At 61.4% G+C, this 26,224-nt stretch carries 21 protein-coding genes, 1 rRNA gene and 2 pseudogenes; 11 read left to right on the forward strand and 13 right to left on the reverse strand.

Annotation, left to right across the window (positions count from 1 at the left end; translation table 11 throughout):
- The first annotated feature begins 393 nt into the window (after nt 1–393).
- A complete protein-coding gene (locus tag GJ630_RS00450; RefSeq protein ID WP_014031108.1) occupies nt 394–1,266 on the forward strand; it encodes a universal stress protein in 873 nt (290 codons plus the stop codon).
- Between the two features lie 113 nt (nt 1,267–1,379).
- On the opposite strand, the gene rrf is transcribed toward GJ630_RS00450, so the two are convergent.
- From rrf to GJ630_RS00470, 4 genes and pseudogenes are all read right to left on the reverse strand, one after another.
- Nucleotides 1,380–1,502, reverse strand: a 5S ribosomal RNA gene (rrf, locus tag GJ630_RS00455).
- Nucleotides 1,503–1,752: 250 nt separating this feature from the next.
- Complete coding sequence (locus GJ630_RS00460) at nt 1,753–2,370, reverse strand: nitroreductase family protein (protein ID WP_151147587.1); 618 nt, start codon at nt 2,368–2,370, stop codon at nt 1,753–1,755.
- 161 nt (nt 2,371–2,531) lie between these two features.
- Nucleotides 2,532–3,855 (reverse strand): annotated as a pseudogene (locus GJ630_RS20440) (hypothetical protein).
- Between the two features lie 147 nt (nt 3,856–4,002).
- Nucleotides 4,003–4,872, reverse strand: a complete 870-nt coding sequence (locus tag GJ630_RS00470; RefSeq protein WP_014031111.1) for a winged helix-turn-helix domain-containing protein — start codon at nt 4,870–4,872, stop codon at nt 4,003–4,005.
- A 165-nt stretch (nt 4,873–5,037) separates the two neighbouring features.
- On the opposite strand from GJ630_RS00470, the gene GJ630_RS00475 reads away from it, so the two are divergent.
- From GJ630_RS00475 to GJ630_RS00495, 5 genes are all read left to right on the forward strand, one after another.
- Nucleotides 5,038–5,787, forward strand: coding sequence for an ABC transporter ATP-binding protein (locus tag GJ630_RS00475; protein ID WP_014031112.1), 750 nt, complete (start codon nt 5,038–5,040; stop codon nt 5,785–5,787).
- Complete coding sequence (locus GJ630_RS00480; protein ID WP_050006924.1) at nt 5,780–7,213, forward strand: hypothetical protein; 1,434 nt, start codon at nt 5,780–5,782, stop codon at nt 7,211–7,213. Before GJ630_RS00475 ends, GJ630_RS00480 begins: the two co-directional genes overlap by 8 nt.
- 167 nt (nt 7,214–7,380) lie before the next feature.
- Nucleotides 7,381–7,614, forward strand: coding sequence for a DUF2249 domain-containing protein (locus GJ630_RS00485; RefSeq protein ID WP_014031114.1), 234 nt, complete (start codon nt 7,381–7,383; stop codon nt 7,612–7,614).
- A gap of 66 nt (nt 7,615–7,680) precedes the next feature.
- The gene (locus GJ630_RS00490) at nt 7,681–8,514 is read left to right on the forward strand and encodes a hypothetical protein (RefSeq protein WP_014031115.1); all 834 of its coding nucleotides are present in this window, start codon (nt 7,681–7,683) and stop codon (nt 8,512–8,514) included.
- Nucleotides 8,515–8,718: 204 nt separating this feature from the next.
- The gene (locus GJ630_RS00495) at nt 8,719–9,270 is read left to right on the forward strand and encodes a hypothetical protein (RefSeq protein ID WP_014031116.1); all 552 of its coding nucleotides are present in this window, start codon (nt 8,719–8,721) and stop codon (nt 9,268–9,270) included.
- 8 nt (nt 9,271–9,278) lie between these two features.
- Here the strand turns inward: GJ630_RS00495 and GJ630_RS00500 are convergent.
- Nucleotides 9,279–9,781: pseudogene (locus GJ630_RS00500) on the reverse strand (GbsR/MarR family transcriptional regulator).
- Nucleotides 9,782–9,927: 146 nt separating this feature from the next.
- Between GJ630_RS00500 and GJ630_RS00505 the strand changes: the two are divergent.
- Nucleotides 9,928–10,281, forward strand: a complete 354-nt coding sequence (locus GJ630_RS00505) for a transcriptional regulator (RefSeq protein WP_014031118.1) — start codon at nt 9,928–9,930, stop codon at nt 10,279–10,281.
- A 122-nt stretch (nt 10,282–10,403) separates the two neighbouring features.
- Nucleotides 10,404–11,279, forward strand: a complete 876-nt coding sequence (locus tag GJ630_RS00510; RefSeq protein WP_044952795.1) for a fructosamine kinase family protein — start codon at nt 10,404–10,406, stop codon at nt 11,277–11,279.
- A 42-nt stretch (nt 11,280–11,321) separates the two neighbouring features.
- Here GJ630_RS00510 and GJ630_RS00515 read toward each other — a convergent pair whose 3' ends face one another.
- The 5 genes from GJ630_RS00515 to GJ630_RS00535 form a co-directional block, all read right to left on the reverse strand.
- Complete coding sequence (locus GJ630_RS00515) at nt 11,322–12,701, reverse strand: sugar porter family MFS transporter (RefSeq protein WP_191449111.1); 1,380 nt, start codon at nt 12,699–12,701, stop codon at nt 11,322–11,324.
- Nucleotides 12,702–12,815: 114 nt separating this feature from the next.
- Complete coding sequence (locus GJ630_RS00520; protein WP_050038338.1) at nt 12,816–13,295, reverse strand: universal stress protein; 480 nt, start codon at nt 13,293–13,295, stop codon at nt 12,816–12,818.
- Nucleotides 13,296–13,453: 158 nt separating this feature from the next.
- Nucleotides 13,454–14,653: an ABC transporter substrate-binding protein gene (locus tag GJ630_RS00525; RefSeq protein WP_151147589.1), complete on the reverse strand. Its 1,200-nt coding sequence runs from the start codon at nt 14,651–14,653 to the stop codon at nt 13,454–13,456.
- Nucleotides 14,650–15,840: an ABC transporter substrate-binding protein gene (locus GJ630_RS00530; protein ID WP_151147592.1), complete on the reverse strand. Its 1,191-nt coding sequence runs from the start codon at nt 15,838–15,840 to the stop codon at nt 14,650–14,652. The genes GJ630_RS00525 and GJ630_RS00530 overlap by 4 nt, the downstream gene beginning before the upstream one ends.
- Nucleotides 15,837–17,087, reverse strand: coding sequence for an ABC transporter substrate-binding protein (locus tag GJ630_RS00535; RefSeq protein ID WP_369802699.1), 1,251 nt, complete (start codon nt 17,085–17,087; stop codon nt 15,837–15,839). The genes GJ630_RS00530 and GJ630_RS00535 overlap by 4 nt, the downstream gene beginning before the upstream one ends.
- Nucleotides 17,088–17,365: 278 nt before the next feature.
- Between GJ630_RS00535 and GJ630_RS00540 the strand changes: the two genes are divergently transcribed.
- From GJ630_RS00540 to GJ630_RS00550, 3 genes are all read left to right on the forward strand, one after another.
- Nucleotides 17,366–17,839: an Lrp/AsnC family transcriptional regulator gene (locus GJ630_RS00540; protein WP_014031125.1), complete on the forward strand. Its 474-nt coding sequence runs from the start codon at nt 17,366–17,368 to the stop codon at nt 17,837–17,839.
- 440 nt (nt 17,840–18,279) lie between these two features.
- Complete coding sequence (locus GJ630_RS00545) at nt 18,280–19,767, forward strand: proton-conducting transporter membrane subunit (protein WP_146417798.1); 1,488 nt, start codon at nt 18,280–18,282, stop codon at nt 19,765–19,767.
- Nucleotides 19,757–22,162: a DUF2309 domain-containing protein gene (locus tag GJ630_RS00550; protein WP_191449112.1), complete on the forward strand. Its 2,406-nt coding sequence runs from the start codon at nt 19,757–19,759 to the stop codon at nt 22,160–22,162. The genes GJ630_RS00545 and GJ630_RS00550 overlap by 11 nt, the downstream gene beginning before the upstream one ends.
- Before the next feature lie 260 nt (nt 22,163–22,422).
- Here the strand turns inward: GJ630_RS00550 and GJ630_RS00555 are convergent, their stop codons facing one another.
- From GJ630_RS00555 to dgoD, 3 genes are all read right to left on the reverse strand, one after another.
- Nucleotides 22,423–23,451: an LLM class flavin-dependent oxidoreductase gene (locus tag GJ630_RS00555; RefSeq protein WP_191449113.1), complete on the reverse strand. Its 1,029-nt coding sequence runs from the start codon at nt 23,449–23,451 to the stop codon at nt 22,423–22,425.
- 432 nt (nt 23,452–23,883) lie between these two features.
- A complete protein-coding gene (locus GJ630_RS00560; RefSeq protein WP_191449114.1) occupies nt 23,884–24,915 on the reverse strand; it encodes an NAD(P)-dependent alcohol dehydrogenase in 1,032 nt (343 codons plus the stop codon).
- A gap of 69 nt (nt 24,916–24,984) precedes the next feature.
- Complete coding sequence (dgoD, locus tag GJ630_RS00565) at nt 24,985–26,136, reverse strand: galactonate dehydratase (protein WP_191449115.1); 1,152 nt, start codon at nt 26,134–26,136, stop codon at nt 24,985–24,987.
- Between the last annotated feature and the right edge of the window lie 88 nt (nt 26,137–26,224).

Genomic DNA, 26,224 nt, shown 5'->3' on the forward strand with positions numbered 1-26,224 from the left:
TACAGGGTGCGTGCCAATCCCTTTTTCCCCTGAGCGCGACGGACGCCGGCCTGTGGTTCGAAATCACGACGAGCGGATGCTGACGCTGACAGCGTGATAACGTTTGTGGCGGTGCACAGCGGTCGTGCGGTTCTCAAATACTGGTATCCAGGCCGGGTCGGCGTCCGGAACTCTGGAAGCGGCAAACTACATTTCCGCTGGACTATTCATCGGGACAGCTTTTGCAACCGAACTGGCCCCGAGTTCCGGTCTACGGGTCACCATTCACTACGCTCGCTTGTGCTCGGGTGTCGCTGCCGCCGCTCTTTGGCGAATATGGATTTCATTCGATACATACTACGGTATGCACAATCTACCGGCGTATTTATTGCGGATAAACAATCAGTACGTAGCATGGCTCACGCTGAAACTAGTCTGCAGGAGTTTCTGGAGCGGTCCGATACCGCGCCACCACAACGAATCCTCTATCCGATTTTCGGGACACACGACGACTTCACGTTCGAGACGGCACTGAACATTGCAGACGGTGTCGGCGGGGAACTGCTCGTTCTCGATCTGTTCACGGGTGATGCTACCCGGAGTTCGGAGACCACGTCCGTCGGTCGAAAGCTACTGCAGGCGCGACTGGACGAGACGCACACCGCTGACGCGCATTTGATCGTCGAAGAGACCGACACGCCACTCAAGACAGCAATCAACGTCGCACAGCAGCGCCACGTCCAGTTGGCTGTACTGGACGAGCACACGCCCGAATTATTCGGCGAGGGGCTCCGAGGTGACGCAGCCGACCGGATGCGAAAGAAAGCATCGTGTGATGTCGTCTCAGTCACGTACTCACGGGCTGACTCGGGAATTTCGTCGGTACTTGTCCCGATTGCAGAGGGCACGCATTCCGCCCTCGGCGTTGTCGTCGGCGGCGCGTTAGCGATGGGTGCAGATGCACCTGTCGACCTCTTCCATGTGTCCGAAACGAAAGACGAGACTGCGGTGGCACGAGCATCGACGCTGTTCGAAACAGCACGAAGCCGCCTCCCCGAGGCAGTCACAGTAGATACGTGGCATCTCGAAGCACCCGATGTCGCGGAGGCAATTATCAACGAGTCCGCTCACTACAATGTCACAGTGATGGGCAAACCGACCCAGAGCCGCCTCCGGGAGTTCGTCACGGGCTCGGTGACTGCGGCCGTCACGGACGAATCCGAAAACGCAGTACTGACCGTCCAGCGAGATGGCGGTGATGAGGGATTCGGCTTCGAGCGAAACTGACCGATTCAGGCTGAGTGCTCCGGAACTTGACCTTGCTGTGATGCTGGTCTCCGCGGCGCGACTGTCCTACAGCGAGGCCGCGTCGCTCGCCAGTTCGTATGAACAGATATGAATGGTGGCGGCGAACCGGATTTCCCAGAGGCTCGCGCACTCCAGTACTCCCCGGAACGCTGGTGGGCTTATCTTCCGTGTTCGGGATGGGTACGGGAGGCAACCCCACCGCTGTGGCCGCCTATACGATACCTCTGACGGCCACAGGTATAAGAGTAGCTACTTGGAGACGGGAGCCGTCGAAATATCGTCCAGTCACTCAATGGAACAGGTCTGCACGGAACACGAGACCGTCCCAATCGGTTCGTAATCGCGTTCCGGTCCGCTAATCCACTTCTCAGGACTACCGGTTAATTCGATATCATCGTCGGGAGTCCTGATCTCGCCACGGCCAGTGTGAACGTTCAGGCTAGTGTTTAGATCTCAGTCCATCGCTCATTCGAACTGGCCGCTGAAGACTATTTCGTCAAGTGGTTTCCGACCGCTCGGCTTTTCGTGCTCTTTGAGGTCCTCAGGTAACGTCTCGGGATCAGCCCGTTCACCGACGGCGATCATTGCTTCGGCGTCGAATTCGTCTTCTGGGACGCCCAGAGCTTCGTGGATCCGATCCCAGTCGAAGCCCGCCATCGGGTGAACAGCCAAGTCGCGCCGGGCGCCCTCCAGAGCGAGATTCTGCCACGCAGCACCGGTATCGAACGAACGCGTCCCAGCGGACTCGCCGTTGTGCTCGAGGGTGACCTTCGAGAAAACGGCGATGAGCGCGCCAGCATTGCGTGCCCATGAGCGGTTGGCTTCGTTCAGCAGGCCGAGGAACGACTCCCATTCGTCGTCCTCACGGGTGGCGTAGACGAATCGCCAATGCTGATTGTTGAATGCGGACGGTGCCCAGCGCGCGGCTTCAAACAGCGGCAGCAGGTCATCTTCAGCAAGCGAATCACCAGCCATCGCACGCGGCGACCAGCGATTAACGAAGAGCGGGTCGACGTCGTGAGCAGGGTCCCGGTGTTCCGAAATCTCGTCGTCGAGGCTACGGCTGTGATACGTCTGTGACATCGTGTACGGTCGTTCGGTACGCCCGCTTATGTATTGATGGCAACACAGCCACAATCAGGTGACACCGACGCTATCAGTCAGTACCTGTCGAGTAATAAGATACGAAGTGTCACAGCCACACACGGCTGAGCAACTCACTGCGACTGTAGCCTGCGGATCGGTCAGTGGGCCGATGATGGAACGCCGAGCGAGACGCCGGTGAGGAATATCGGGAGGCCGGCGATAGCAACGACGGCGGCGCTGGCTGTGGCAATAGGGACAAAAAGCACGCCCAGTCCGAACGGCGCAGGCAGTACCGGGAGTACCGGTAGCATCGACAGTACGAACCCGATAGCGGCCGTTTTCATCGCTAACCGACGGTTCCCGTGGCCGACTGCGTACCCGGCCGGGAGAAGCACGAACGCGGGTCCAAGAACTAACAGCGCCGACACCGGGGGCGTGAATCCGTCCGTGACGACCATCGGAGCCGCCACTATCGTCGCTCCCAGCGCGATGCTCGCTCCGACTACTGCACCGCCAACGACCGCACGATAGCTCGCGCGCTCACGGACACGCCGCTGTGAAAGTGCTATTCCACACACGAACAGCGCAGTGCCACCACCGAACAGCGGTGCCGCTATCCCACCCAACCGCAAAACGCCCGTCGCTCCAAGCAGCGACAGGGCAGTCGCTAACGCGCCGAACCCGGCGAATGCGACGCCTGCGGAGTCCCGGACTCGTTTGAGGTCCCAATCGAGCCAAGAGAGCCCTCCAGCGGCCGCGCCGATCAAGAGGGTAAACACCGCTGCGGGGAGCGTGATGTATGCGAGCGCCTTCACCGCCATCACGGGACCGAGAAGTGTTCCGACCGCGAGGAGACTCAACACCGGCCCAACGGCCGTATCACGGGGGACGAACGTCACGACACGCCCGTCATTCAGTTCGGTCAGCGTCATCCGCTGGCCGTCGTCTGAGACGGTCGCGCCGTCAATGGTCCGCCCGACTCGCATCCCATCGGGGGCAACGATGACGAGGCGGTCAGCGCCGAGGCCGTCGAGGTTTCGATAGCCGTAGTTCGGTAAACTCGCCAGTGCGGACCGCCCCGCCGACAGACTGCTCGGCGAAATCGGCCTCGCGGTAGCGCAGCGTTATGACGCCGTCGCCGGAGACGTTCGCGCTCAGAAGCTCGGTGTCCCACATCGCTCTGTCGGCGATAGCGGTTCGGAGGCTCTCGTTCGCCCGGAGACGTGCAACCCCATCTGAGTCGGACAGGCGGTTGTGGACGACCCACGTTGCGCTTCCGTTGGCGTTGACGGCGACGGTAGCGTTGCTGTGGGTGACAGTGACCGAGACGCCGTGGGACTCGGCCGTCGATTCGAACGTGTCACCGCAGGCGTCACACAGCGGCCGCGGCGGCGGCGCTGCACCAGCGGGCATGGCAGTGACGAGGAGCGACGCACAGACCAGACAGAGGAGGGCGAGGTGGTGGAGTCGATGCGGGGCCATATAACATATCTACCTTGTCATGTGTTAAGAGCTATCGATTACTCAAACAACAGTTATACCAACACGGACGGCGAGTGACACTTCGGCCAAAACATCTCTGACAATTGTACCGTCTAATACATATCGCGTGGGCGATTCAGGCCGTATTCAAGTATCGGCGGTGTCAGTGTGGTGGCTGAGCGGAGCGGCCGCCGTTTGGGCCTCGTCGATTACTCCTGCTGCCCACCCGATCACATCGGGGTGCGTACAGCGGATGATATCGAATCCGATGTCGCGCTCCCGGTCGATGGTCAGAAACACCGTTTCGCCGTCGATGAGGTCGATACTGCAGGGAACAGATTCGTCGAGACTGTAGTACGTCACGGACGCCGTCGCGGCCTCGATAGTCTGCCAGCGGCCACGGAGGTCAGCGTCTGAAAGCATCGTCTCGGTCAGGTCGGTGTCGAACACGACGGTCCCATCCGCTTCGTTGCCTGCCCGTACCGCCTCCTCGTACGTGTACATCGGGAGCGCGATGAACGTTCCTAGGAGCGAGCGGAACGACGACGCGTTCTGGATAGCGTTAGCGACGATGCGGGCCGCGGCGAGTGGGTCGGCACTCTGGTCGGCCACGAGTTGTCCCTCGGCGAGACACCGCAGATCGAAGTCGAACCAGTCTGTCGGCAGTCGCTGGACGACGTCGGGATACTCCTGTCCGATGGAAACCGTCCCGAGTAACTGCGTGAAATCGTCGTAAACAAGCTTTCCCAGGCCGGTTAGCGCGTACACCTTCTCCCCGTTCCGTCGCGTGATCCAGTCACGGTCCTCTAAGTCACCGAGGATTCGACTGAGCGTCACGCGCGTCACCCCCGTCCGGTCGCTCAGTTCGTCACGACTGCAGGGACCGTCAGACAAGAGTTCGAGGACGCGAAGGCGGTGTTCCGAGCGGGCGAGGAACGCCACCGCTTCGATGGCATCGCTCGACAGCCCCTCGGCGGACCGGGCCGCTGTTCCGTTCTGCAGGTTTGCGGTCGTCATTTGGGTATCCAGCGATAGTTTAGGACTGCCTAAAACAGTTTCTCCTTCGGCCTGTTGTCCGAGTTTAGATGTGCGTATCCACGAAACCGGTGTCTGATTATCTGGGATGTTCTTATTCAGTATAACAACTTATATCGACAGAACCACGATGGTAGGCAGAACGCCGTGACAGCAATCGAGATCGAGTCGCTCAGGAAGTCGTACGGCGACGTGACTGCGATACCGGACCTCTCGCTCAGCATCGACGACGGCGAGTTTTTCGGGTTGCTCGGGCCGAACGGCGCTGGCAAGACCACGACGATGGAGATACTCACCGGACAGCTCAGTCCGGACGGTGGACAGGTGTCGGTACTCGGTGTCGACCCGGCGACGCAGCCAACAGCGGTCCGCGAACGAGCGGGAATCCTCCCGGAGAAGGAGTCACCACCGAGTTTCATGACGCCGCGCGAGTACTTCGACTTCGTCGGTGCTATCCGGGATATGCCCGACGACGCGGTGACCGAGCAGACCGAGTCGTGGGCCGACCGTCTCGGCTTTACCGAGAAACTCGATACACTGTCATCGGACCTTTCGCGGGGCCAACAGCAGAAAGTGATGATCGCCGGCGCGTTCTTCCACGAGCCAGCCGTCGTGTTCATCGACGAACCGCTGGCGAACCTCGACCCGATCGTTCAGGAGCGGGTCAAGCGCTTCCTGCGCTCCTACCGGGACGACGGCAACACAATCGTCGTCACCACACACGACGTAGACGTCGCCGCCGAACTCTGTTCGCGGGTCGGCATCATGTACGGCGGCGACCTCGTCGCCGACGTCCGTCCGGCGGAACTCGACGCCGATGTAACGCTCCTCGACGTGTTTCTGGACAACGTCGACGCAACAGTGGACCGGGGAGCCAACCCGCTGACACATGAGTGACGGTCGGGCGCGCAGGGTGTTCGTCGAGATGCTCCGCGAGGAGTGGCGACTCCACAGCCGGCTCTTCCGCGGCAGTCACTTCTCCCTGTTTCCGGTGTTCATCTGCCTGCTCGTTGGCGGCGCAGCCAAGCTTCTCGCTGTTACCGGGACCGAACCGAAAACCGTGTTCGCCGGGCTCCACGCACTGGTGTTCGTCTTCGGTCTCCACACGGGGTCTCTCGGATTTGTGGGACGGGATGCCCTCCGGAACCTCCTCGGTGACGTGACGCTGCTGGTGTTCTCTGCCCGCACGCTCCCGCTGTCGCAGAACACGTTGCTGGGGCTGTTCGTCGTCAAGGACAGTGTCTACTACGCAGTGCTGTTTCTGCTGCCGATCTCTCTGGGAACGGTGCTTGCAGTCCATGGCGTCGCCGGGCCTCTCCTCGTCGCTACGACTGTCTCCCTTCTGTGGATGACCCTGGCACTGACGTTCGTCCTCGGGATGGGAACGACGATTGCGGCCCTCGGTCTCACCGGCCGCGGCGTTCCCGGTCTGGCACTACTCGCGGCCCCACTCGTCGCAGTCGGTGCAGCGCTGGCCGGCAGTGTCGATGTCGTCTCCTACACCCCCTACGGCCTGTTTCTCGCTCAGACTCCCCTGCGGGTCGGCGCGACAGCGACCGTCATCCTCGGCGTCTTTCTGCTCGGGGCGCTCACCTTTGACGCGACCGCGCCTCGCTCCGCTCGAACAGTCGAACCGGCCTTCCGCCGGTGGTGGCGACGGATCGGTGACCCAGTTGCGACCAAGAGCCTGCTCGACATCCACCGGAGCGCAGGCGGGTTCGGGAAGGTCCTTTTCTCGGCGGCGGTGCTGTTCGGTGTCACCGCCGCGCTGGTCGATTTCGCCGGCCAGATAACGGGCGTGCCACCGTCGACCGGAATCTCGTTCGGTGCGATTCTCGGGCTCTCGGGATTTACGACGTATAACTGGCTCACGCAATCCGACGACGTTACCCTGTACTTCGCCCATCCCCTCTCTGTGAACGCCGTTTTCGCGGGGAAGTTCCGGGCGTTCCTCCTGCTCGGCCCGCTGGTCGGACTCGCGTTCTACGGACTCGCACTGGCCTGGCGTGGCGGGCCGGTCGCCGAGGCGGTCGTCGGGGCCGTCCTGCTCGTCGGTGTCGCCTGCTACATCTTCGGCACCACCGTGTACCTCACCGGCCTCTCTCCGAACGAGTTCCTCTTCGACACGGCCCTGTTCGCTGTTTTCGGCGCGGCAATGGTCCTCCCGCTGGTCCCAATCCTCATCGCCGGGTTCGCCATCTCACCGCTGTCCGGGCCCCTGCTTGCCGCGCTCGGTGGGTCTGGTGGCGTCCTGGGCGCTGTCGGCGTCGGCCTTTACCGTCGGTCGTTACCGAAGTGGGCGACGCGGTATCAACAGGCGTGAACTGCAAAACAGCTGTCCGTGACGACGAATCGGACACAAGCCACCGAAATGTATCGGTAACGCGGTCGACGTAACCGAATGCGGGCTCTGTGTCGTCACTGCCGGATTCCCGCGCTGAATATATTCGCACAAAGGCTCTCTACGGCAGCTAGCGACCGATAGATCGTATGGCAGAACAGCAACTCGATCTCCGAGAGATTCCACCGCCGAAGCGACACCCGAAGATCTTCGACGCGTTCGAGGAACTGGACAGCGGAGAGGCACTGACGATTGTCAACGACCACAAGCCGACGCCGCTCTATCACCAGATGGCCGCGGAGCGACAATCGTTCGACGCCGAGGGCTACACTGTCGACCGCATCGGGCCGAACGAGTTCATCGCGACCCTCCCGAAGAAGTAGCGACAAACTCGGAGTCCAAGTCCCGGTTTCCGAATCGCTTTTGTTGGTCAGTATTGGTACTCGGATATGGACCGCCGTACCGCGAGACTACTGAACGGTGTGCTAGCGCTATGCTGTCTCGCGCTTGTCTTCGCTGCCGTGTATCCGTTCAGTACTGCGAGCCCACACGCGGAAAACCCGGTCGACGAACGGTTTACCGTTCCCGAGTCCGATGAATACCGGGCGTCGGGAGCGATTGTCGCGGATAGTGAAACAGCGCTCGAATTCGAGGGCGCTGTGACCGCTGACGGCGGCCGCTACCTGTTCATTGACGAGGGTGATGTCCGAACCGAACAGTATCAGGCGTCGCCGGGCGACCCGGTCTACAGTCGTATCGTCGTCGACGACGACGGCAGTACCGACCGCCGGCGAGAGCAGATCCAGAGCGATACCGATCGGGAACTCCTTCAGGAGACCCGGACTGACGGGGCCGTCACGTTCATCCTCAAGCAGGAGTCAGAGGATGTGGCGGACGATGTCTCGGGCGCGGCGTCGGTAGTCGTCAGGAGCCTGTACCTCGTCGAATACGAACGGGAAGCCGACGCCGCTCAGGCAGCGACCGTCTACAAGCCGAAAAACGGCTGGTACGAGGGGCGGGAAACGTACCACGTCACCGGGGCTACGGGGACAGTGCGAACAGTCGGTGACACGACTGACGTTCGCTCCGCGACAGTTACGTGGGACCTGACGAAGTCCGCGGGGACGTATGCAGAACTCGCCTTGGGCAGACTGGCAGGGAAGGCACCGGAAACATACGACCTCTCCTTCGAGTTCGATTCGGGCGAGACGACAGTGAATCGACCGGCGTGGGTCACCGACGCCCGTACTGAACGTAGCGGACAGTCACAGGACGCGTCGTAACGGCAGGGCTGTCGTGTACGGTCTGTATGGAGCCGCCAGCCCTCGGCGACCCGTCTAAGAGTGAAGACTAAGCGCTGTAGAGACTGGGACTGCAGGCAGTAGAGCAGAAAACTGCGGTTGTCTTCCCCTCGACGGGCTGAAAGTGCCACATTCGCCGCGTGTATGGCCGGTTTTTATTTCCTTCCCCGCGAACTACCGGACAGAATGGCATCCTACGAGGCGTTTGACCCAGCCGTCGAAATCAACGGGCAAACGGTACTCACGATAGTCGAGGAGGCGATGGGGAAGTTCTCAGACGAGTACCGGGAACGAGCGCTAACGGCGCTCGATGCGGAGGGAATCACCGACCCGGCGGCCGACGAGTGGTACCCACAACAGGCCTGGCTGAACGCGTTCGAGACGATTGCCGACGACCTGCAACCGCACGTCCTCGACCGACTCGGCGAACAGATCCCGCGTGTCGCTGACTGGCCGAACGATTTCGATTCTGTTCCGGAGGGGCTCCAGTCGATAGACGAGGCCTACCAGCGCAATCACCGTGGCGGGGATATCGGGCACTATCGCTTCGAATCCGTGGGCGAGCGGACCGGCGAGGTGACGTGTGAGAACCCGTATCCGTGCCCGTTCGACCGTGGCCTCATCCGGGGTGTCGCCCAGCAATACGCGCCGGTCGGCGCGTTCGTGTTCATCGAAGAAACGGGTCAGACGTGTCGTCGGAACGGTGACGATACGTGTACGTACACCGTCTACTGGTAACGCGGTGACTACCGCTCGTAGGACTCGAGCGCCTCGCGGAGTTCTGCGGCGGAGTACTCCGACGCGAGCTGTACGATCTCCTCCAGGTCTTCGTACGTTTCACGGAGATTTCGAACGCGCTCTTGCTCGCGAGTCTCTGCTGATACCTGCTCTTCCGCCCGGCGGATGGTCCTGAGCGTCGTCTGGACTTCCCGTTGGATGTACTGCTGGAACACGTCCTGCAGGATGAACCAGACCTCACGTTCGGCCTCGAACCGGACTCGTCTGCCGCCCCCTGCAGACGCCTGCGGTGGATGAGCCCGATACGCGACAGCGTCCGTGTGACGTTACTCACCGTCGATTTCGCGTAGCCGGTTTCTTCGACGAGTTCTGGGATGGAGAGGGGGTCCGATGCGAAGTACAGCACGCCGTAGATGCGCCCGGCGCTTCGGCTGAGGCCGTACACCTCGGCCGATTGCTCCATCGATTCGATGACGCGTTCGCGTGCGACCGCGCTGTCGTCATCACTCATGCATCCGAACTGGCTGCCCTGTTTGCCGCGTGTCCTGCTGCGTCATACCTCAGGCTATTTATTCCGTAAGTATTAAATTGTTTGATTGGTTTGTTCGGATTGAGCCGAACAAACAGAAGCGAACGTCAATACCCTCCCTACAATCCATGGCAAGCGTCTTCCCCCATCACCCGCCAGTTGACTATGCACCCCGAGAGCAGACGAACGTCGTAGTCAACGGTACCGAACCGACTGACGTCCTTCAGATTCTCTCGTCTGAGGCTGCTCAGGAGATACTGGGGGCGGTCAGGAACGAACCGCGGACCGCGTCGGATATCGCCGATGCAGTCGACCGCTCGCTCCAGAGCGTCTCCTATCACCTCGACCGTCTCTGTGAAGCTGACCTTATCGAACCCGCCGAAACGTGGTACTCGGAGAAGGGGACAGAGATGACAGTGTACGCTCTCGCCACGGAACGCCTCGTCGTGCAGTTCGGTGACAGCACCGACCGATCCGTGTAGCGTCACCACTCGTTTCGAGTGCTGCCTGTAATCGGAGTCTGCAGTGAGGTTCGGATGGCTTTGTTTTCGCTACCGAGGCAGAAGACAAACAGACCTATTGGACGCCTTATCGTATGCCGAATATGGACGAGGAGACGGGCGCGGAACAGATGACGGCGACAGTGCGACAACGGGTTTCGAGCGTACTGGACGCCGACGCTCAAAGCGCGACGGCACTCGACGGCGGGGAAGTCGGGTCGGTCTACCGTGTGACGTTTCGCGACCGTCCTGACGTGGCGGTGAAAGTCGACGACTCGCCGCTCGGAATCGAGGCGGCAATGCTTCAGTACCTCGACCGTGACACGCCGCTCCCCGTTCCGGACGTCCTCCACGTCGAACCGGAACTGCTCGTGCTGTCGTTCGTCCGCGGAGACGGCCGATTCGGTGAACGGGCCGAACGCGACCTCGCGCGCCACGTCGCGTCTCTCCACGACGTCTCGGCTGACGCGTTCGGCTTTCCGTTCGATACCCTTTCGGGGCCGTTCAGCCAGTCGAACCCGTGGACCGAGTCGTGGATCGACTTCTTCCGCGAGCGACGGCTTCTCCCGTTCGCAAGGACTGCGCGGGACGCTGGGGCTCTGCCAGCCACCGAGTTCGACCGGGTGCAGCGACTGGCGGAAACGCTCGATACTCGTCTCGTCGAGCCGGCCACGCCGTCGCTGCTGCACGGCGACATCCACCCCGGAAACGTTGTCGTGGCTGACGGAACCGTTCGGGCCGTCCTCGATCCAGCGATATATTTCGGCCACGCTGAAGTAGACCTGGCGTACGTCGACCGACTGGACTCGATCGGCGCTGCGTTCTACGATGAGTACCGCCGCCACCGCAATATCTCCGAGCGGTACTTCGACGAACGGCGCGACGTGTATATCGCCTTCCACGCCCTGGAGAACGTCCGGTTTTTCGGCGACGACGGACTCCCGAGGCTCGACAGCGCGTTAGACCGCCTCGGGGTGTAAAAAGCGGGAGCGGTGGACCCGCCCGCCGTTCCGATGGTCGACTCAGTCAGCCAGCGAGATGTTCTGCCGGAGGTCGTCTTCGATTGCCTCCAGCGTCCGGCCCTTGGTTTCGGGGACGTAGCGGTAAACGAACAACAACCCTACGAGGCTGCAGAGGCCGAACAGCCAGAACGTCGCAGAGGTTCCGACACCGTCAGTCAGGACGGGGAAGGTCAGCGACACGAGGAGATTCGCACCCCAGTTGGCGACGGTGACGACACCCATCGCCGACCCGCGAACGGAAAGCGGGTATATCTCAGAGATCAGGAGCCAGAAGACCGGGCCGAGACCGATTGCGAAGAAAGACACGAACAGCATCAGACTGATCGTGGCGATGACGCCGAGGCCCCCGCCGAGACCGGGAAGGTAGAACACAGTACCGAGGACGGCGAGCGTCGCGACCATCCCGCCGACACCGACGAGGAGCAGTCGGCGACGACCGACACGGTCGACGAGCAGGATCGCCACGATGGTCATCACCACGTTGATCGTTCCGATACCGACTGTCGCAAGGATTGAGGCCACGTTTCCCAGCCCGGTGGATTCGAGAATCGTCGGGGCGTAGTAAATGACCGCGTTGATGCCGGTGATCTGCTGGAACACGGCGAGTCCGAGCCCGACCACGAGCGCTGGGCGGAGCCACGGAGCCAGCAGGTCCCGGACGCCGGTTTCGGACTGTGTCTCGACGGTCTCCTCGATATCACCGAGTTCTTCCTCGACGCCGCCGGACCGCGTCCGCTTGAGGACGGCTCTCGCCTCGTCTTTCCGTCCGTGCTCGAAGAGCCAGCGTGGGCTTTCGGGCATCTTCAGAATGCCGATAGCGAGGACGACGGCTGGGACCATCCCGGCACCGAGCATCCAGCGCCACGCGCCCGCGTCGGCGAACGCGTAGTTGACGAAATACGAGAGGAGGATTCCGGTGGTCACCATGAGCTGATTGAGGGAGGTGAGCCCGCCGCGAATCCTGGGCGGCGCGATTTCGGAGATGTACAGCGGGCCGACAATCGACGCGAAACCGATAGCGACGCCGTCGATAAGCCGACCGGCGACGAGGACGGGGACGTTCGGCGCGACAGCCATCGTGAACGACCCGACGAAGAACACGATGGCCGCGATGAGGATGAGGCGGCGGCGACCGAGGCGGTCGGCTAACTGGCCGCCGACGGCCGCACCGGCCGCGGCCCCGGCCATCGCACCACTGACGATGATTCCCTCGACGAGCGGCGACATGACGAACGAGTCCTGGATGAACAGGAACGCGCCCGAGATGATCCCGGTGTCGAACCCGAACAACAGTCCGTTCAGCGCGGCTAACGCGGAGACGACGTAGACGAACCGGTCGCCGTCACCGCTGAGGACGTTCCGTATGGTGGCTGTGGACATCCGTGTAAAAATGAACTCGAATCTGTGTAAAAGTCTTTCCATGTCTTTTCGTACCACGGCGAAGCCACTGGGAGCGGGCGGCGTCGGGTAAGGCCCGGAACGCAGTCTGCCCGGTCATCGGTCGCGAACGAACGTAACCGGGCACGGGGCGTTCAACATCACCTCCTGAGCCGTGCTCCCGAAGATAGCCTTCCCCGCCGGAGAGCGCTGCCGCCCGCCGACAATCACGCGGTCGGCGGACACGTCTCTCGCGATGGAAACGATACCTTCCCCACTCGTCCCAGTCGTCGCACGGGGGACAGTCGTCACCGACTCGGCTTCCAGCTCGTCGATGATCTCCTGGGTGACCGACATCTGTGCGGCCAGCTCGTCCGGGTCGATGTTTTCGTCTGGCGTTTCGAGCAGTTGCTCTACCGCCTCCCGGTACGAGTCCGGATCGAACACATGTGCGATGATTACTGTCGCGTCTGTCGGCACCGTGACTTCAGTAACGGCATCGACGAGCGTGTCGACTCGGGCGTCGTCGCGGCTACCGACCGCGAGTAGCACGGTTTCGAGGCCGCGCGTATCGGTCGCTGCTGTCACTTCAGTCATCAGCACTGAGCTTCGCTGCCGGGGTAAATAGAAGCTGCTATGAGTTTACTATAATTATAGTAATTATTTGTATTCAGCTATACGACCCGCTTCCACCGCGACGGGGACATCCACCTACTCCTCTGAGAGCGGGTGTCGCGGTGGCACGGACCTGTCTCTCACTCGGCAACTCCTTCTGTAATAATCCTCGCGAGGCGTTCTCGGTCGAACAACTGCGCCTCTGTGAACGTCTCGGGGAAGTAGCGCTTCGCGTACCGTTCGATCATGAATAGGTTGTGCAACGGGCCGGTGTAGATCGGACCGCCGCGAAACACCCTGTCGTTCTGGACGGCCCTCAACCGGCTGCCCACTTCGTGCTCTTTCATATGGGCGAGCACTGAGTTCTCGAACTCCTCACGGGTCTTCCCCTCGCGATGGTATCGCAGCAGGAGTGAGTCTGGATCTATCTCCAGCAACGCTTCGTAATCGAGCGACTCCGAGCCGGAGTACCCCTCGATTCCGGTGTCGGAGAACGCGTCGGCAATTCCGAGCGTTTGGAAGTGTTCCTTGTTGGCCCCGTTCCCGCTGATCCGATACGGCGTGAACGCTTCCGGCTCCTCGCCGGCGAACATGAGCGCGGCGTTCGGTCGCTCCTCTGGTGCCGGGAGCCGAGCCTGCACCGTTTCGGCTAGCTCGGCATGGATTGAACGGATCGCCTCGAAGCGCGCCTGTTCCTGAACCATCTCAGCCACCTTCTCGAAAGCCTCGTACAGGCTGTAGTACCGGTAGTTGTGCCAGTCGTCAGTCCGTCGGAAAACGAGGTTTCCGATAAACGGAGCGACGTTCTCCCGGACTTCCGTGAGGTCGGACTGTTCCCATGCTTTGAGCCAGTGTGTCAGTGCGTGCGGATCGATGAGATGCAGATCCGCGTCCATCTCGTAGAACGCCTCCTTCGAGACGCCGTCGCTCCAGAGCTGTGTGAGGGCGTTGAGGTCTATAGACACTCCATCGAGTTCCTCGTAGTGCAGCGTCTTGTACCGTCCACGGTACCAGATTGATTGTACTGCGTCGCCGTGACCGAGCGCGACCAGCATATCGATGTAGTCCGCGGTGAAGGGGGCGATTGTCTCGGGCACAGTTTCGAACTCGACGGTTCCGACTGGCTCCATCGTCACCGAATACGTTCCGTCGGAAGTCGCTGGCCCGGTAGCGCTCGGTTCGGTATCCGTGGCCCAGTCACCGGTCCCAGCTTCCGAAGATTCCTGACTGCTGTTGCCCAAACATCCGGCGAGTAGTCCACCGAGGGCGAGTGTACCACCGCCTTTCACGACTTCTCTCCGCGTCGGTCGTTCGAACGTTGCTCCGTCCGGGCCACTCATTCGAACTCACCCGTGACGATATCGGCGATTCGCTCCCGGTCGAAGAGTTCGGTGTCGGAGGTCACGTCGCCGAAGATATCGGGATAGAGTTGTTGGGCCGCCCGTTCTGTCAGGAAGAAATTGTGAATCGGACCCTGTCGGAGGTAGCCACCGCGATACACGCGTCCGTTCTGTACCGCGGTCAGTTGGCTCCCGACGCTGTGGTCCTGCATAAACTGTAGAACGGTCTCCCGGAACTCGGTCGCAGATTTTCGCTCGTGGCCGCGGACGAGGATAACGTCCGGATCGACTGAGAGAAGCGTTTCGTAGTCGTACTCGCCCCGATTGGTTGTGCTGAGGTTCTCGATATCGGTTCCGGCAAGCGCGTCGGTGACGCCGAGATCACGCCACTGCTTCTTGCTCGTGCCGTTGTCGTTCAGCCGATAGGGCGAGAACGACTCCGGTTCGTCGGTGCCCTCGAACGTAAGGAGGACGTTCGGACGCTCCTCAGCTGGCGGGAGCTGACTCTGCAGGTCCGCGATAAAGTCGTCGTGTAGCTGTTTGAACGCCTCGTACCGAGCCTGTTCTTGGAAGACCTCAGCAACCTTCTCGAAGGCTTGATACAGGGTGTAGTACCGGTAGTCGTGCCACTCGTCGGAGCGACGGAAGATCAGATTCCCGATGAACGGAGCGACGTTTTCGGCGATTTCGTCGACGTCCGACTGCGCCCAGTCGAACCAGTTGATGAGCATCCCTGGGTCATAGAGGTGCACGTCGCTGTCGAGTTCGTAAAACTCCTCTTTCGTTCGGACCTCCGGATTCGCGTCAATCGTCTCCTGGTCGACGGACACACCGGGAAGCTCATCGTAGACGTACGTGTAGTAGCGGTCCGCCCCGCCGATACCTGTGAGGCCATCGGCCTGCCCGAGTGCCACGCCCATATCGGCGTAAGTGCCACCGTAGGGGAGCCATCGCTCGGGAACCGTCTGGAACGTAACGTCGCCCACCGGCTCCATATTGACAGTGTATGATTCAGTCTCAGTCGCTGTTGGGGTCTCGGTTGTCTCCGTTGGCTCAGTCGCGGTAGAGTCCGTGGCGGAGTTGCTCGAACACCCGGCGAGCAAACTGCCGCCCGCAATCAGCCCGGCTCCCTTGATATAATCTCTGCGTGTCGGCTGTTCAAGCGCCGGTCTACCGGGGTCAGTCACTGTCCCTCACCCGTGATTACGTCAGCGACACGCTGGCGGTCAAACAGCTGTTCCTCGACGGGGAGTTCGGGGTATGGCTCGCCGTCGACGTAGCCCGGCCACTCACCGAACTGGTCGGGGTACAGTTGTTTCGCGGTCATTTCAGTCTGAAACAGGTTCAGGATCGGACCCTGCCGACGGGCACCTTGAGCGTATATCCGCCCCTCTTGGACGGCAGTTATCTTTCTCAGTACCTCGTCGTCTGCCAGTTGTGACCGAATGTCGTCGAGATTGTGGTACCCCGTCATCGGCCCGAGGACGAGTAACACGTCCGGGTCGGCGTCGAGAAGCAGTTCGGAGTCGAGCGTGATATTCCGCCCGTCGTCGCCGTACTCGTCACCAACGGCGTCGGCTAACGCATCGGTAGCACCCAGCGGGCGGGTGTGGGCAGCGTAGTAGCCCGGATGGTTCATTTTGTACCCCCATATTTTCTCGTCGGATGTGGAGAACAGGACCATGGCCGCGCTCGGCCGCTCCTGTTCCGGGGGCAGGCCCGCTCTGATAGTCTGCAGCATCGATTCGCGGACCGATGTGAGTGCCTCGTACCGGTCGCTCTCTCGGAACACCTGCGCGATCTTTCCGAAGATCTCCCAGAGCGTATAGTATTCGTACGCATCAGCCCAGCCTGATGGCGGTTTCTGATGAGTGCCGCTGAGCGTGTTCCCGAACCACGGGCCGACGTTCGAGCCTATCTCTTCGAGGCTACTGTCGTCCCATCCCTCGGCCGTCGCAACCTTCGCTGGGTCCGCTATATGGACATCGCTATCGAGTTCGTACAGTTTCTCTTTCGACGGCGGCCACGAAGAGTACAGGTCATCCCAGTCGATTGAGACTCCCTCCAGTCGGTGGAGGAACTTCTGATACAGCGATTGGTGGTATTCAGGCGCGTGCATCGCGTTGATCGCGTCGCCTCGCCCAAGCGCGACCAGCATGTCTACGTGGTGGCCCAGTATCGTGAACACACTCTGGGGGACCGTTTCGAACTCGACGGTTCCCATTGGCGACATTGTAACCAAGTACCCGTCATCAGCCGTGGTTGGTTCGGCCATTGAGGTCGACCCGTCGCCTGTGCCTCGCTCGCTCGGAGTTGACTTGGAGTCGGATTGACCAACACAGCCCGCCAACAACCCCCCACCTATCACCGCGCCACCATACTTCATGTAGTCACGTCTAGTCGGGGACTTGTGGTTTGTATCATCTCTCGACATGATTGTTAGGCCCACCTAAAAATATATAACTGCTTCGGAATTTAGGCGCGCCTGAAAACTGGCCGCCGTCACGGACTCCGGTCGGTTGTCCCGGCAGTCCGTGTCACGTATGCTCGTCGAGAGCGCAACTTCCCCGCTGTTATCCACCCTGAGACATGCTGCATCTATTCACAAGCTGCGGCTGGCGCGTTCGAGACCTCGCTGCTACCGCTGACAGCCACAACAGCGGATCGGGGGAACGTACAACAGTAAAGTGTCCTTGCTGTGGACACACTAGTATGGCTGACGAGGAAATCGACGACGTGGACAGGGCAATCCTGTACGCATTACAGGAGGATGCTCGAAACATGTCGTCCGGGGACATCGCAGAGCGAACCGATACGTCCGACAGCACCGTCCGCAAGCGCATTAACCATCTCGAGTCCAGCGAGGTGATTAAGGGCTACAGCGCTGACGTCGACTATCAGCAGGCGGGCTATCCGCTCCGGATGCTGCTTTACTGCACTGCGTCGATTCCCGAGCGAGGCGATTTAATCCCGAAAATTCTGGATATAGACGGTGTGGTATCGGTACAGGAACTGGTCACCGGCGAGGAGAATCTCCTCGTGACGGCTGTCGGCGAATCGGATAGCGATATCACGCCCGTTGCGCAGGCACTCCTCGATATGGGTCTGACAGTGGCCGACGAAGTACTCGTTCGGAGCCATGAGACGACGCCTTTCGGTAAGTTCGATTCCGAAAACGGTAGCTAGCTGACGACGCCGCCGCGACCACAGGGTTACGCTCTGGACACCTGCGTGCCCGGGACGACGCGGTCAGACAGGGTATGAGAGTAACCGTCTCATGCCCGGCAACGATCTGATTTCCTGAGCAGCCTCTCCGAACAGTTTGGTAATATCGCTCCATCTCAATACTCACTCGGTCCCTCATAGTCGAATCTGTGTACGTGTGTACAGCGGACTCGTAATCGAACGGTGTTGCCAGCACAGGCCGCGAGGTACCCGCTTACTCCCCTGGCGGTGGTTCTCGACCGAGCTTCAACCACAAAAACATAATGTTCTATAATCTACTATTTTAGGAACAAATTGGTAGTATAGAAGGATTTAATAATCAGTCCGTTCGCACTAGGGATGAAGACAACCGGAACTGGTCAATCACATTCCGTGATTGCCGTGATCAGTCACGAAAAACGATGTCAGGACACAACTCACCGAAGACGGTTGGATCACTCCCGGACACGACGGCTGACTCGCCGCTCGTACCCGTCGCACTCACATGGCTCGTGTGGTCGATGTTTGCCGCGAGCATTGCTGTGCTTGCCGTTCGGGTCCGAACCGGAGTCGCGTGGGAGATACCCGGCGTTGTTGCTGTCGATGGGCTGACCGTCCTGATGTGGGTGGTCGCCACCTTCTTCAGCGGTATCGTTCACAGCTACTCGCGCCGCTACCTGGCAGGCAGCCGCCTCAAAACGGGCTTTTTCGCCACCGTATTCGGTTTCACGGTGGTCGTGATGGGACTGGTCGCGGCTGACCACCTTGCCCTGTTCGGGGCGCTGTGGCTCGCGATGGGGCTGCTGATGGCGAAACTCATCGGAATCGTCGGCGGCTGGGACCAGGCACAGGCGGCTGCGACGGTCGCCCGCAAGTACTTCATCGCCAGCAGCGCGCTTCTCGCCGTCGCGCTAACGGCGCTGTGGTGGACGACCGATGCGACCACAGTCACCGGAATTACGGCGGCTGCCGACGCACTCGGTGGCCCGGTGTGGCTGGTCGCCGCCGGCGCGCTCGTGCTCGCAGCGATGATTCAGTCCGCTCTGCTCCCGTTCCACGGCTGGCTTCTCTCTTCGATGACCGCACCGACGCCCGCCTCGGCGCTGATGCACGCTGGATTCGTCAACGCCGGCGGCATCCTGTTGACCCGCTTCGCCCCAGTCATCACTGTCGACCCTGCGCTCATGCTCGCAATCGTCGCCGTCGGCGGTGCAAGCGCCATCGGCGGGAAACTCCTGAAGTCGGTCCAGACTGACATCAAGGGCAAACTCGGCTGTTCGACGGTCGGCCAGATGGGATTCATGATCATGCAGGCCGGCCTCGGCTTCTTCGGGGCTGCTATTACCCACCTCATCCTCCACGGCTTCTACAAGGCCTACCAGTTCCTCAGTGCCGGCGGCCAAATTGAACACACTAGCCCGAGCGAGGGGACGCCACACACGGTAGGAACGACGACGAGCATCATCGGTGTCATCGTCACACTGCTGACCGGCATCGCCGGCGGCGCAGTGTTCGCGGTGCTGACGGGGAAAGGGACGAAGGTCGACAGCGGCCTCCTGCTGACGTTCTTTGTGGTGTTCACGACGCTCCACGCGGCCCGTAGCGCCGTACAGCATACCTCGCTTCCAACGGCGGCCCGCTACGGGGCCGTCCCAGTGGTCTTCTTCCCGGCTATCGTCATCTACGCCGCGGTCTATACGGGCGTCTCGGGGCTCATGCCTGTCAGCCCGGCAACGACGGAACTGACCCTGCTCCACGGCATTATCGCCGTCGTCTTCGTCGGCATCTACACCGGCATCGAGACCGGGGTTCACGAGCGCAGCCAGCGCCTCTACGTGGCGCTGCTGAACGCCGGTCAACCGGCAGCTGACACTGTGCTCACTGCTACGGAGGACTACAATGAGTACTGAATCCACCATCCACGACAGTATCGACACCGCAGCGACCACCGTCGGCTCCCTCTGGCCCATCCACTCGTTCGTGACAGCAAACCCCCTCACGGGGTTCGAGGACCAGCCGTTCAGTGAGGCAGTCACGCAGGCAGCCGACCTGTTGGGCGGCCGTGGCTACCCCAGCGAGGAGACGTTCCGTGCGGCGCTACAACACGGCCAGATAGACCCGGAGATTCTCGACGCGGAACTCTCCGAGGCCGGCTACGAGAACGACCCCGAGGTACTGCTCGACCGGATGGCCACAGCGACCGATGCCTCGAAAGGCGATTCCGACACCGCCACCGACCGCGTCGACCAGGTGCTGACGAAGTGGCTGTCGACGTTCCTCGACGAGGGGAGCGCCCACTGGTCGATGCCGAACCGCGAAGCGGGATTCTACACAGCTTTCCGCGGAGTGGCTGAGCACGACAGCGAAATCCCCGACGAGGGAATTATTACTGATCTGCCCGAAACGCCGACTGCGGCCATCGAAGCGGTGCTCGCACCGTACCCGGTGAGTCAGTGGGTGCCGGTTTTCGAGGAGCAACTGACCGCCCTCCCGGGCTGGACAGGACTCATCAAGCAGCGTGCCGACGACGAGGGCGTGTGGCAGTCGGCGTACCCGATTTCACTGGCGGGGTACCTCGCGGCGCGTCTGGCCCTGCTAGATGCCGTCGGTGCTGATATCGCCCCCTCGAACGACAGCATCGACCCGGACCCGGCCGCCGAACTCGCCGGGGCGTTCCTGCGCGCCTGGGAGGCGACCTACCGCGGCGACCTCGTCGAGACCGTCGCCGCGGAGAGCCAGTCGCTCGCCGACAGTGACAAATCGGGCTGCCCGGACGCACAGATGGTCTTCTGTATCGACACGCGCTCGGAGATCATCCGCCGTCACATCGAGGCCGCGGGCGACTACGAGACCCATGGGTACGCCGGTTTCTTCGGGATCCCGATGGAGTACCAGGGATACGACACCGACGTGTCTGTCAATGCCTGTCCACCGATTCTCGACCCGCAGCACCACGTCACCGACGTGCCGACCGACGACGACACCCAGGCGAGCCACGACCGCTTGTCGGGCATCCGTGAGACCGCCGACGAAATCATCGAAACGGTAGAGGCCAACGCCGCCACAGCTTACGGCTACGTCGAGACTGCCGGGAGCGGGTACGGCCTCGCGCTCGCAGCCCGCACGCTCGTCCCCGGGCGCGTGCATGACCTGTTCGATGCGGTCGACGACTCGGTACCCGATGAACACGAGTTCTGTGACCCGCTCGTCCACCACCAGCACACCTACGCCGGTGACCTGCCGGTGGGACTGACCACCGACGAGAAAGTCGAGTACGCCGCCACCGCGTTCGACCTGATGGGCTGGGAGACGTTCAGCCGCCTCGTCGTCTTCACCGGGCATGCCAGTGAGACGACCAACAATCCCTACGATTCGAGTCTGGACTGTGGGGCCTGTGCCGGAAATCCCGGCGGCCCGAACGCCCGCGTGCTGGCGAAAATCTGCAACGACGACGAGGTCAGGGCCGCGCTCCGCGACCGCGGTTTCGAAATCCCCGAAGACACCGTCTTCCTCGCTGGCGAACACAACACGACGACTGACGAGGTGGAACTGTACGACAGCGACGTACCGGAGACCCACGCCGCCGATCTCGACCAGTTGCGCGCCGACCTCGCCACTGCCCGCGAGAACGCGGCCGCCGAGCGTGCCGAGTCCATGGGTGCCGACACCTCATCAGGGGTCACCGAGACGGAGCGCCGCGCCGCCGACTGGGCCGAGACCCGCCCCGAGTGGGGCCTGGCCGGCAACGCCGGCTTCGTCGTCGGCCCCCGCGAACTGACGAGTGATGTCGACCTCGGCGGCCGCGCGTTCCTCCACTCCTACGACTGGTCGACTGACGCTGACGGCGAGGCGCTGGAAGCGATACTCACCGGCCCGATGGTCGTCACGCAGTGGATCAACACCCAGTACTACTTCTCGACGGTCGACAACGCCGTCTACGGGAGCGGCTCGAAGGTGACCCACAACCCCGTCGGCAACGTCGGCGTCTACCAGGGCAACGGCGGCGACCTGATGACCGGCCTGCCGCTCCAGTCGCTGATGGCGGCCGACGACGACCCGTACCACCAGCCGCTCCGCCTCTCGACGGTCATCCACGCTCCGGTCGACCGCGTCAACGGCGTCCTCGCTGAACACCCGGAACTGGCAGACCTACTCGACAACAACTGGCTCTCGTTGACAGTCGTCGATCCCACGCAGGACCACCGTGCCTTCGAGTACGAGCGTGATCTAGAGTGGTCGCCGGTGTCTGACCTGTCAGAAGCTGAAGCGACGGAACCGTTCGCACCCGCGGCCGCAAACGACTAAGCTGGCCCGAACAGCCGGTATCTGGAACTGCTGGCACACTAACTTTTTGAACTTATATAAAAGACACTCAAAATAGAAAACCACTCCAAAATAACCCTATCTACGCAATTTGTCTACAATCAGAAATAGATACTTCCATATATGGTAAATAGTGGTGTAAACAACGCAAATAGTGGCTATCAAGCGAATATTTAGTGGCATAAACTGGACTTTTGATAGTATAACACAGAACTCCGTTTACATCCCACGCCAATAGAGAGTCAGCGCGGTGTGAGCCCGACACCGTCTGCGAGCAACTCGTGGGAGCGGAGCGCGTCAGCGTGGTCGCCGACGACGTGCTGGATCATCACCTCATCGACTCCGACACGATCAGACAGCTGTTCGAGAAGGTTATTGAGCGTTTCCGGGCTCCCGGAGATCGCTCGTGGCCACTCACCGGCATCCAGCGTGGCGGGCGTCGGTTCGGGCACCGCTCCGAGTTCGTCGATCGCTTCCTCGACAGATGGAGTCGTGCCAACGACCCCTCGCTCCATCCGCTTGAACGACGCTTCGGCCACGGCGCGGAGCCGCGCCGCTTCCGCGTCGGTCTCGGCACAGACCGCGTTCACTGCGACCATCCCCTGTGGCTCGTCGACGCCGCCGGCCAACTCCGATGATTCGAAGTGAGTCCGGTACTCCTCGAACGAACGGGTGGCCAACCCCGGTCGAATGAACGCAGCGAAACAGTAGCGCAGGCCAAGTTCGCCGGCCAGTGCGGCGCTCGACGGGCTCGACCCGAGAACCCACGGCACAGGCGTCTCCGCATCTGAACGAGGGATTTCCAGATCACTGTACGCGTGTCCGTCCGGGTAGCTGTCGTAGAGGTGCGAAACGACGGCTTCGATTTTTTCGGCGTGGTCTTCGTCGGGGTTCCGGACGCGGCGGTCCGTCCCGAGCGCGCGGTCCACGGCCGGAGAGCCGTTAGCCCGTCCAAGCCCCGCGTCGATACGCCCCGGAGCGAGCGCGTCGAGAGCGCCGAACAGTTCCGCGACTTTGAACGGGCTGTAGTGGTTGAGGAGGACCGCCCCTGACCCGAGCCGAATGGAGTCGGTTTCGGCGGCGAGATTGCCGAGCAGTACCTCGGGTGTTGTTCCGGCGAGCTTGTTTCCCATCCCGTGGTGTTCCGCCACCCAGAACCGGGAATAGCCGAGGCGTTCGGCCTGCTGGGCCGCGTCGACGGTGTTCGAATACGCGTCAGCCGCAGTTCCGTCATTCGGGACCGGAGAGAGATCGACGATTGAGAGGTCCATATCCGCCCACAACGGTGGCGAGGTTTAACCGTTCGGCTACTCACAGTGCGTGGGTATCTCACTCGGGCACGCCGCTCTGATGGAACGTCCCACCCGGATATAACTGATACCTAGAAAAAGCAATAGTTTTATGCAATACTATAATAATCAGAATGTCTCACTTCGCTATACTGGCTATCTCTGGGCAGTGTGAAGGTCGGAGAATTATATCTCTCGGGCACCTACCGAAACCCTCCGGATCCCAAATACATGGGCCTCAAGCGCTATGAGGCCGTACATTCAGATAATATACCGCCTCATTAATTGTTTCAGAATCGCGTCACGGGGTCGTGCGTACAACGGGCCTGCTGAAATTACTACCAATACTCAGTAATACCTGTATAGCTATCATATCGCGCTTTTTCCGGGACAGTCTTCTCAATGCAGTGCCGGTTACGAATCAAGTGATATCATGCCCTTGACCACAGTCGGCTCCATCGCTCGGCGGAACGCGTCGTCGATGTCCTCAAGTCCGGATTCGAAGTCGATGATTCCCTCAACGTCGACTTCGCCGTCGGCCAACAGGTCGACAGCCGCGTCGTAGGTGTTCTTGTACCGGAACGAGCCGTGGACGTCGACCTCGTCGTCGATGAGTTCCAGCACGTCGATTGGGACCTCCGCTTCGCTGGCGAGTCCGACCAGAACGACCGTGCCGCCCCGACGGACCACGTCGATTGTCGACTTGATCGACGGCTCCGCGCCGGAGGCTTCGACGACCACATCAGCACCGACGCCGTCCGTGTACTCGGCGACCGCCGCATCGAGATCCGTTTCGGTAACGTTGACGGTCAGGTCCACTCCCCGTTCTTCGGCGAAGGTCAGCTTTTCGTCGACGACATCGGTCAGTATTACGTCCGTCGCGCCCGCGGCACGCGCGGCTTCCAGCACCATCAGCCCAATCGGCCCAGCTCCGGTTATCAGCACTGTATCCCCGGTTCCGACGCTGCCGCGGCGGCAGGCGTGGATGCCGACCGAAAGCGGCTCGCACAGTGCCCCTTCAGCAGTGGAAACGGCCTCCGGGAGCGTGTAGGCGAAGTCGGCCGGCCACGAGACGTACTCCGTGAACGCGCCGTCGTGTGGCGGCGTCGCCATGAACGTCACTTCCTCACAGAGGTGGTAATCGCCGCGCTTGCAGTGGGCACAGCGCCGGCACGGAACGCCGGGTTCGAGCGCGACCCGGTCGCCCGGTTCGTGGTGCGTAACGTTCTCGCCCACTTCGACGACTTCACCGGCGCTCTCGTGTCCGAGGACGAGCGGGTCTTCGACGACGTAGTCGCCGATACGACCGTGTTCGTAGTAGTGGACGTCGGAGCCACAGATCCCAACGTCGCGAACGGCAACGAGTACGTCGTCGGGCCCGGGCGACGGTCTGGGACGGTCCTCCAGCTCGAACTCATTTGGTTCTACCAGTACAGCAGTTCGCATACCTGTTGGCACGGAACAGAGCCATAAAAATACACAGGGTGGGCCGCCCCATTGGGTTGCCGTGTCCAGCTACCACTCCGCGACGCTCCCGTCCTCGTGGTGCCATACCGGGTTGTACCAGTTGACCTCTGTCTGTGCCAGTTCGCGGATGAGAGTCTCGTCGAGACCGATACCGAGTCCGGGGCCGGTCGGCCGTTTGACGTAGCCGTCTTCGAACTGGAACGTCTTCGGGTCCTCCAGGACCTTGAGTCGCTGGCTCGTCGTCGGGTCGTGTAGATCGAGGTCCTGTTCGTGCAGCACGACGTTCTGGGCGCAGAACCCGACCTGCAGGCTCGCCGCGAACGCGACGGGGCCGAGCGGACAGTGTGGAACGACGGCTACGTCGAACGTTTCCGCCATCGACGCGACCTTGCGCATCTCGCTGATGCCACCGACGTGGGTCACGTCGGGCTGGAGTATCGACACCCCGTCGTCAGCGAGGAGGCGCTTGAAGTCATAACGCGAATAAAACCGTTCGCCAGTCGCTATCGGAACAGTCGTCCGCTCGGCGATACTGGCAAACGAGTCGTCGTGTTCGGGGAGCAGCGGCTGGTCGATGAACATCAGATCGAACTGTTCGAGTCGCTCGACGAGATCCGCGGCCATCGGTTTCGAGACGCGGCCGTGGAAGTCGACTCCGACGAGGGCGTCGTCACCGACGGCGTCACGGATTGCAGCCACACGCTCAACCGCATGATCGACAGCGTTCGGCGTCTCAATCGGCCGAAACTCCCGGGCGAAATTGAACTTGAACGCTCTGTAGCCGCGTTCTCGGTCCTCTTTCGCGGCCGCGGCCACGTCTTGCGGATCATCGCCACCGAGCCACTGGTAGACGAGTAGCTTATCGCGGACGTGCCCGCCGAGTAGTTCGTGCACCGGTGCGCCGTAGTGCCGCCCCTTGATGTCCCAGAGCGCGTGGTCGATGCCCGCGAGCGCGCTCATGAGTATCGGCCCGCCGCGGAAGTACCCGCTCTGATAGAGCTTCCGCCAGTGATACTCGGTTCGAAGTGGGTCGGCCCCAAGGAGATACGCCTCGATAAGCTCGGTAACAGCGGCACGGACTGTCTCCAACCGGCCCTGAACGATGGGCTCGCCCCAGCCGACGATCCCCTCGTCAGTCTCCAGTTTAAGAAGCAACCACCGCGGCGGCACGGCGAACAGTTCGAAGTCGGTGATTTGCATAGCTATGTTATCTGCGAGGGAGTACTTGTAATGACTGGCTGCCGATATCGGCCCGACAAAGACTGTAACAAAAATAGGCGTACATTTA

The sequence above is a fragment of the Haloarcula sp. CBA1122 genome, assembly GCF_009741785.1.
GTDB lineage: Archaea > Halobacteriota > Halobacteria > Halobacteriales > Haloarculaceae > Haloarcula > Haloarcula hispanica.

What these genes read in the sequence shown, in the direction of transcription:
- GJ630_RS00535 (WP_369802699.1), bottom strand. Translation starts at nt 17,087, where the DNA reads ATGTCGAGAGATGATACAAACCACAAGTCCCCGACTAGACGTGACTAC.
- GJ630_RS00510 (WP_044952795.1), top strand. Translation starts at nt 10,404, where the DNA reads ATGGACGAGGAGACGGGCGCGGAACAGATGACGGCGACAGTGCGACAA.
- GJ630_RS00550 (WP_191449112.1), top strand. Translation starts at nt 19,757, where the DNA reads ATGAGTACTGAATCCACCATCCACGACAGTATCGACACCGCAGCGACC.
- GJ630_RS00555 (WP_191449113.1), bottom strand. Translation starts at nt 23,451, where the DNA reads ATGGACCTCTCAATCGTCGATCTCTCTCCGGTCCCGAATGACGGAACT.
- GJ630_RS00525 (WP_151147589.1), bottom strand. Translation starts at nt 14,653, where the DNA reads ATGAGTGGCCCGGACGGAGCAACGTTCGAACGACCGACGCGGAGAGAA.
- GJ630_RS00470 (WP_014031111.1), bottom strand. Translation starts at nt 4,872, where the DNA reads ATGACGACCGCAAACCTGCAGAACGGAACAGCGGCCCGGTCCGCCGAG.
- dgoD (WP_191449115.1), bottom strand. Translation starts at nt 26,136, where the DNA reads ATGCAAATCACCGACTTCGAACTGTTCGCCGTGCCGCCGCGGTGGTTG.
- GJ630_RS00560 (WP_191449114.1), bottom strand. Translation starts at nt 24,915, where the DNA reads ATGCGAACTGCTGTACTGGTAGAACCAAATGAGTTCGAGCTGGAGGAC.
- GJ630_RS00485 (WP_014031114.1), top strand. Translation starts at nt 7,381, where the DNA reads ATGGCAGAACAGCAACTCGATCTCCGAGAGATTCCACCGCCGAAGCGA.
- GJ630_RS00450 (WP_014031108.1), top strand. Translation starts at nt 394, where the DNA reads ATGGCTCACGCTGAAACTAGTCTGCAGGAGTTTCTGGAGCGGTCCGAT.
- GJ630_RS00490 (WP_014031115.1), top strand. Translation starts at nt 7,681, where the DNA reads ATGGACCGCCGTACCGCGAGACTACTGAACGGTGTGCTAGCGCTATGC.
- GJ630_RS00540 (WP_014031125.1), top strand. Translation starts at nt 17,366, where the DNA reads ATGGCTGACGAGGAAATCGACGACGTGGACAGGGCAATCCTGTACGCA.
- GJ630_RS00515 (WP_191449111.1), bottom strand. Translation starts at nt 12,701, where the DNA reads ATGTCCACAGCCACCATACGGAACGTCCTCAGCGGTGACGGCGACCGG.
- GJ630_RS00505 (WP_014031118.1), top strand. Translation starts at nt 9,928, where the DNA reads ATGGCAAGCGTCTTCCCCCATCACCCGCCAGTTGACTATGCACCCCGA.
- GJ630_RS00495 (WP_014031116.1), top strand. Translation starts at nt 8,719, where the DNA reads ATGGCATCCTACGAGGCGTTTGACCCAGCCGTCGAAATCAACGGGCAA.
- GJ630_RS00480 (WP_050006924.1), top strand. Translation starts at nt 5,780, where the DNA reads ATGAGTGACGGTCGGGCGCGCAGGGTGTTCGTCGAGATGCTCCGCGAG.
- GJ630_RS00545 (WP_146417798.1), top strand. Translation starts at nt 18,280, where the DNA reads ATGTCAGGACACAACTCACCGAAGACGGTTGGATCACTCCCGGACACG.
- GJ630_RS00520 (WP_050038338.1), bottom strand. Translation starts at nt 13,295, where the DNA reads ATGACTGAAGTGACAGCAGCGACCGATACGCGCGGCCTCGAAACCGTG.
- GJ630_RS00460 (WP_151147587.1), bottom strand. Translation starts at nt 2,370, where the DNA reads ATGTCACAGACGTATCACAGCCGTAGCCTCGACGACGAGATTTCGGAA.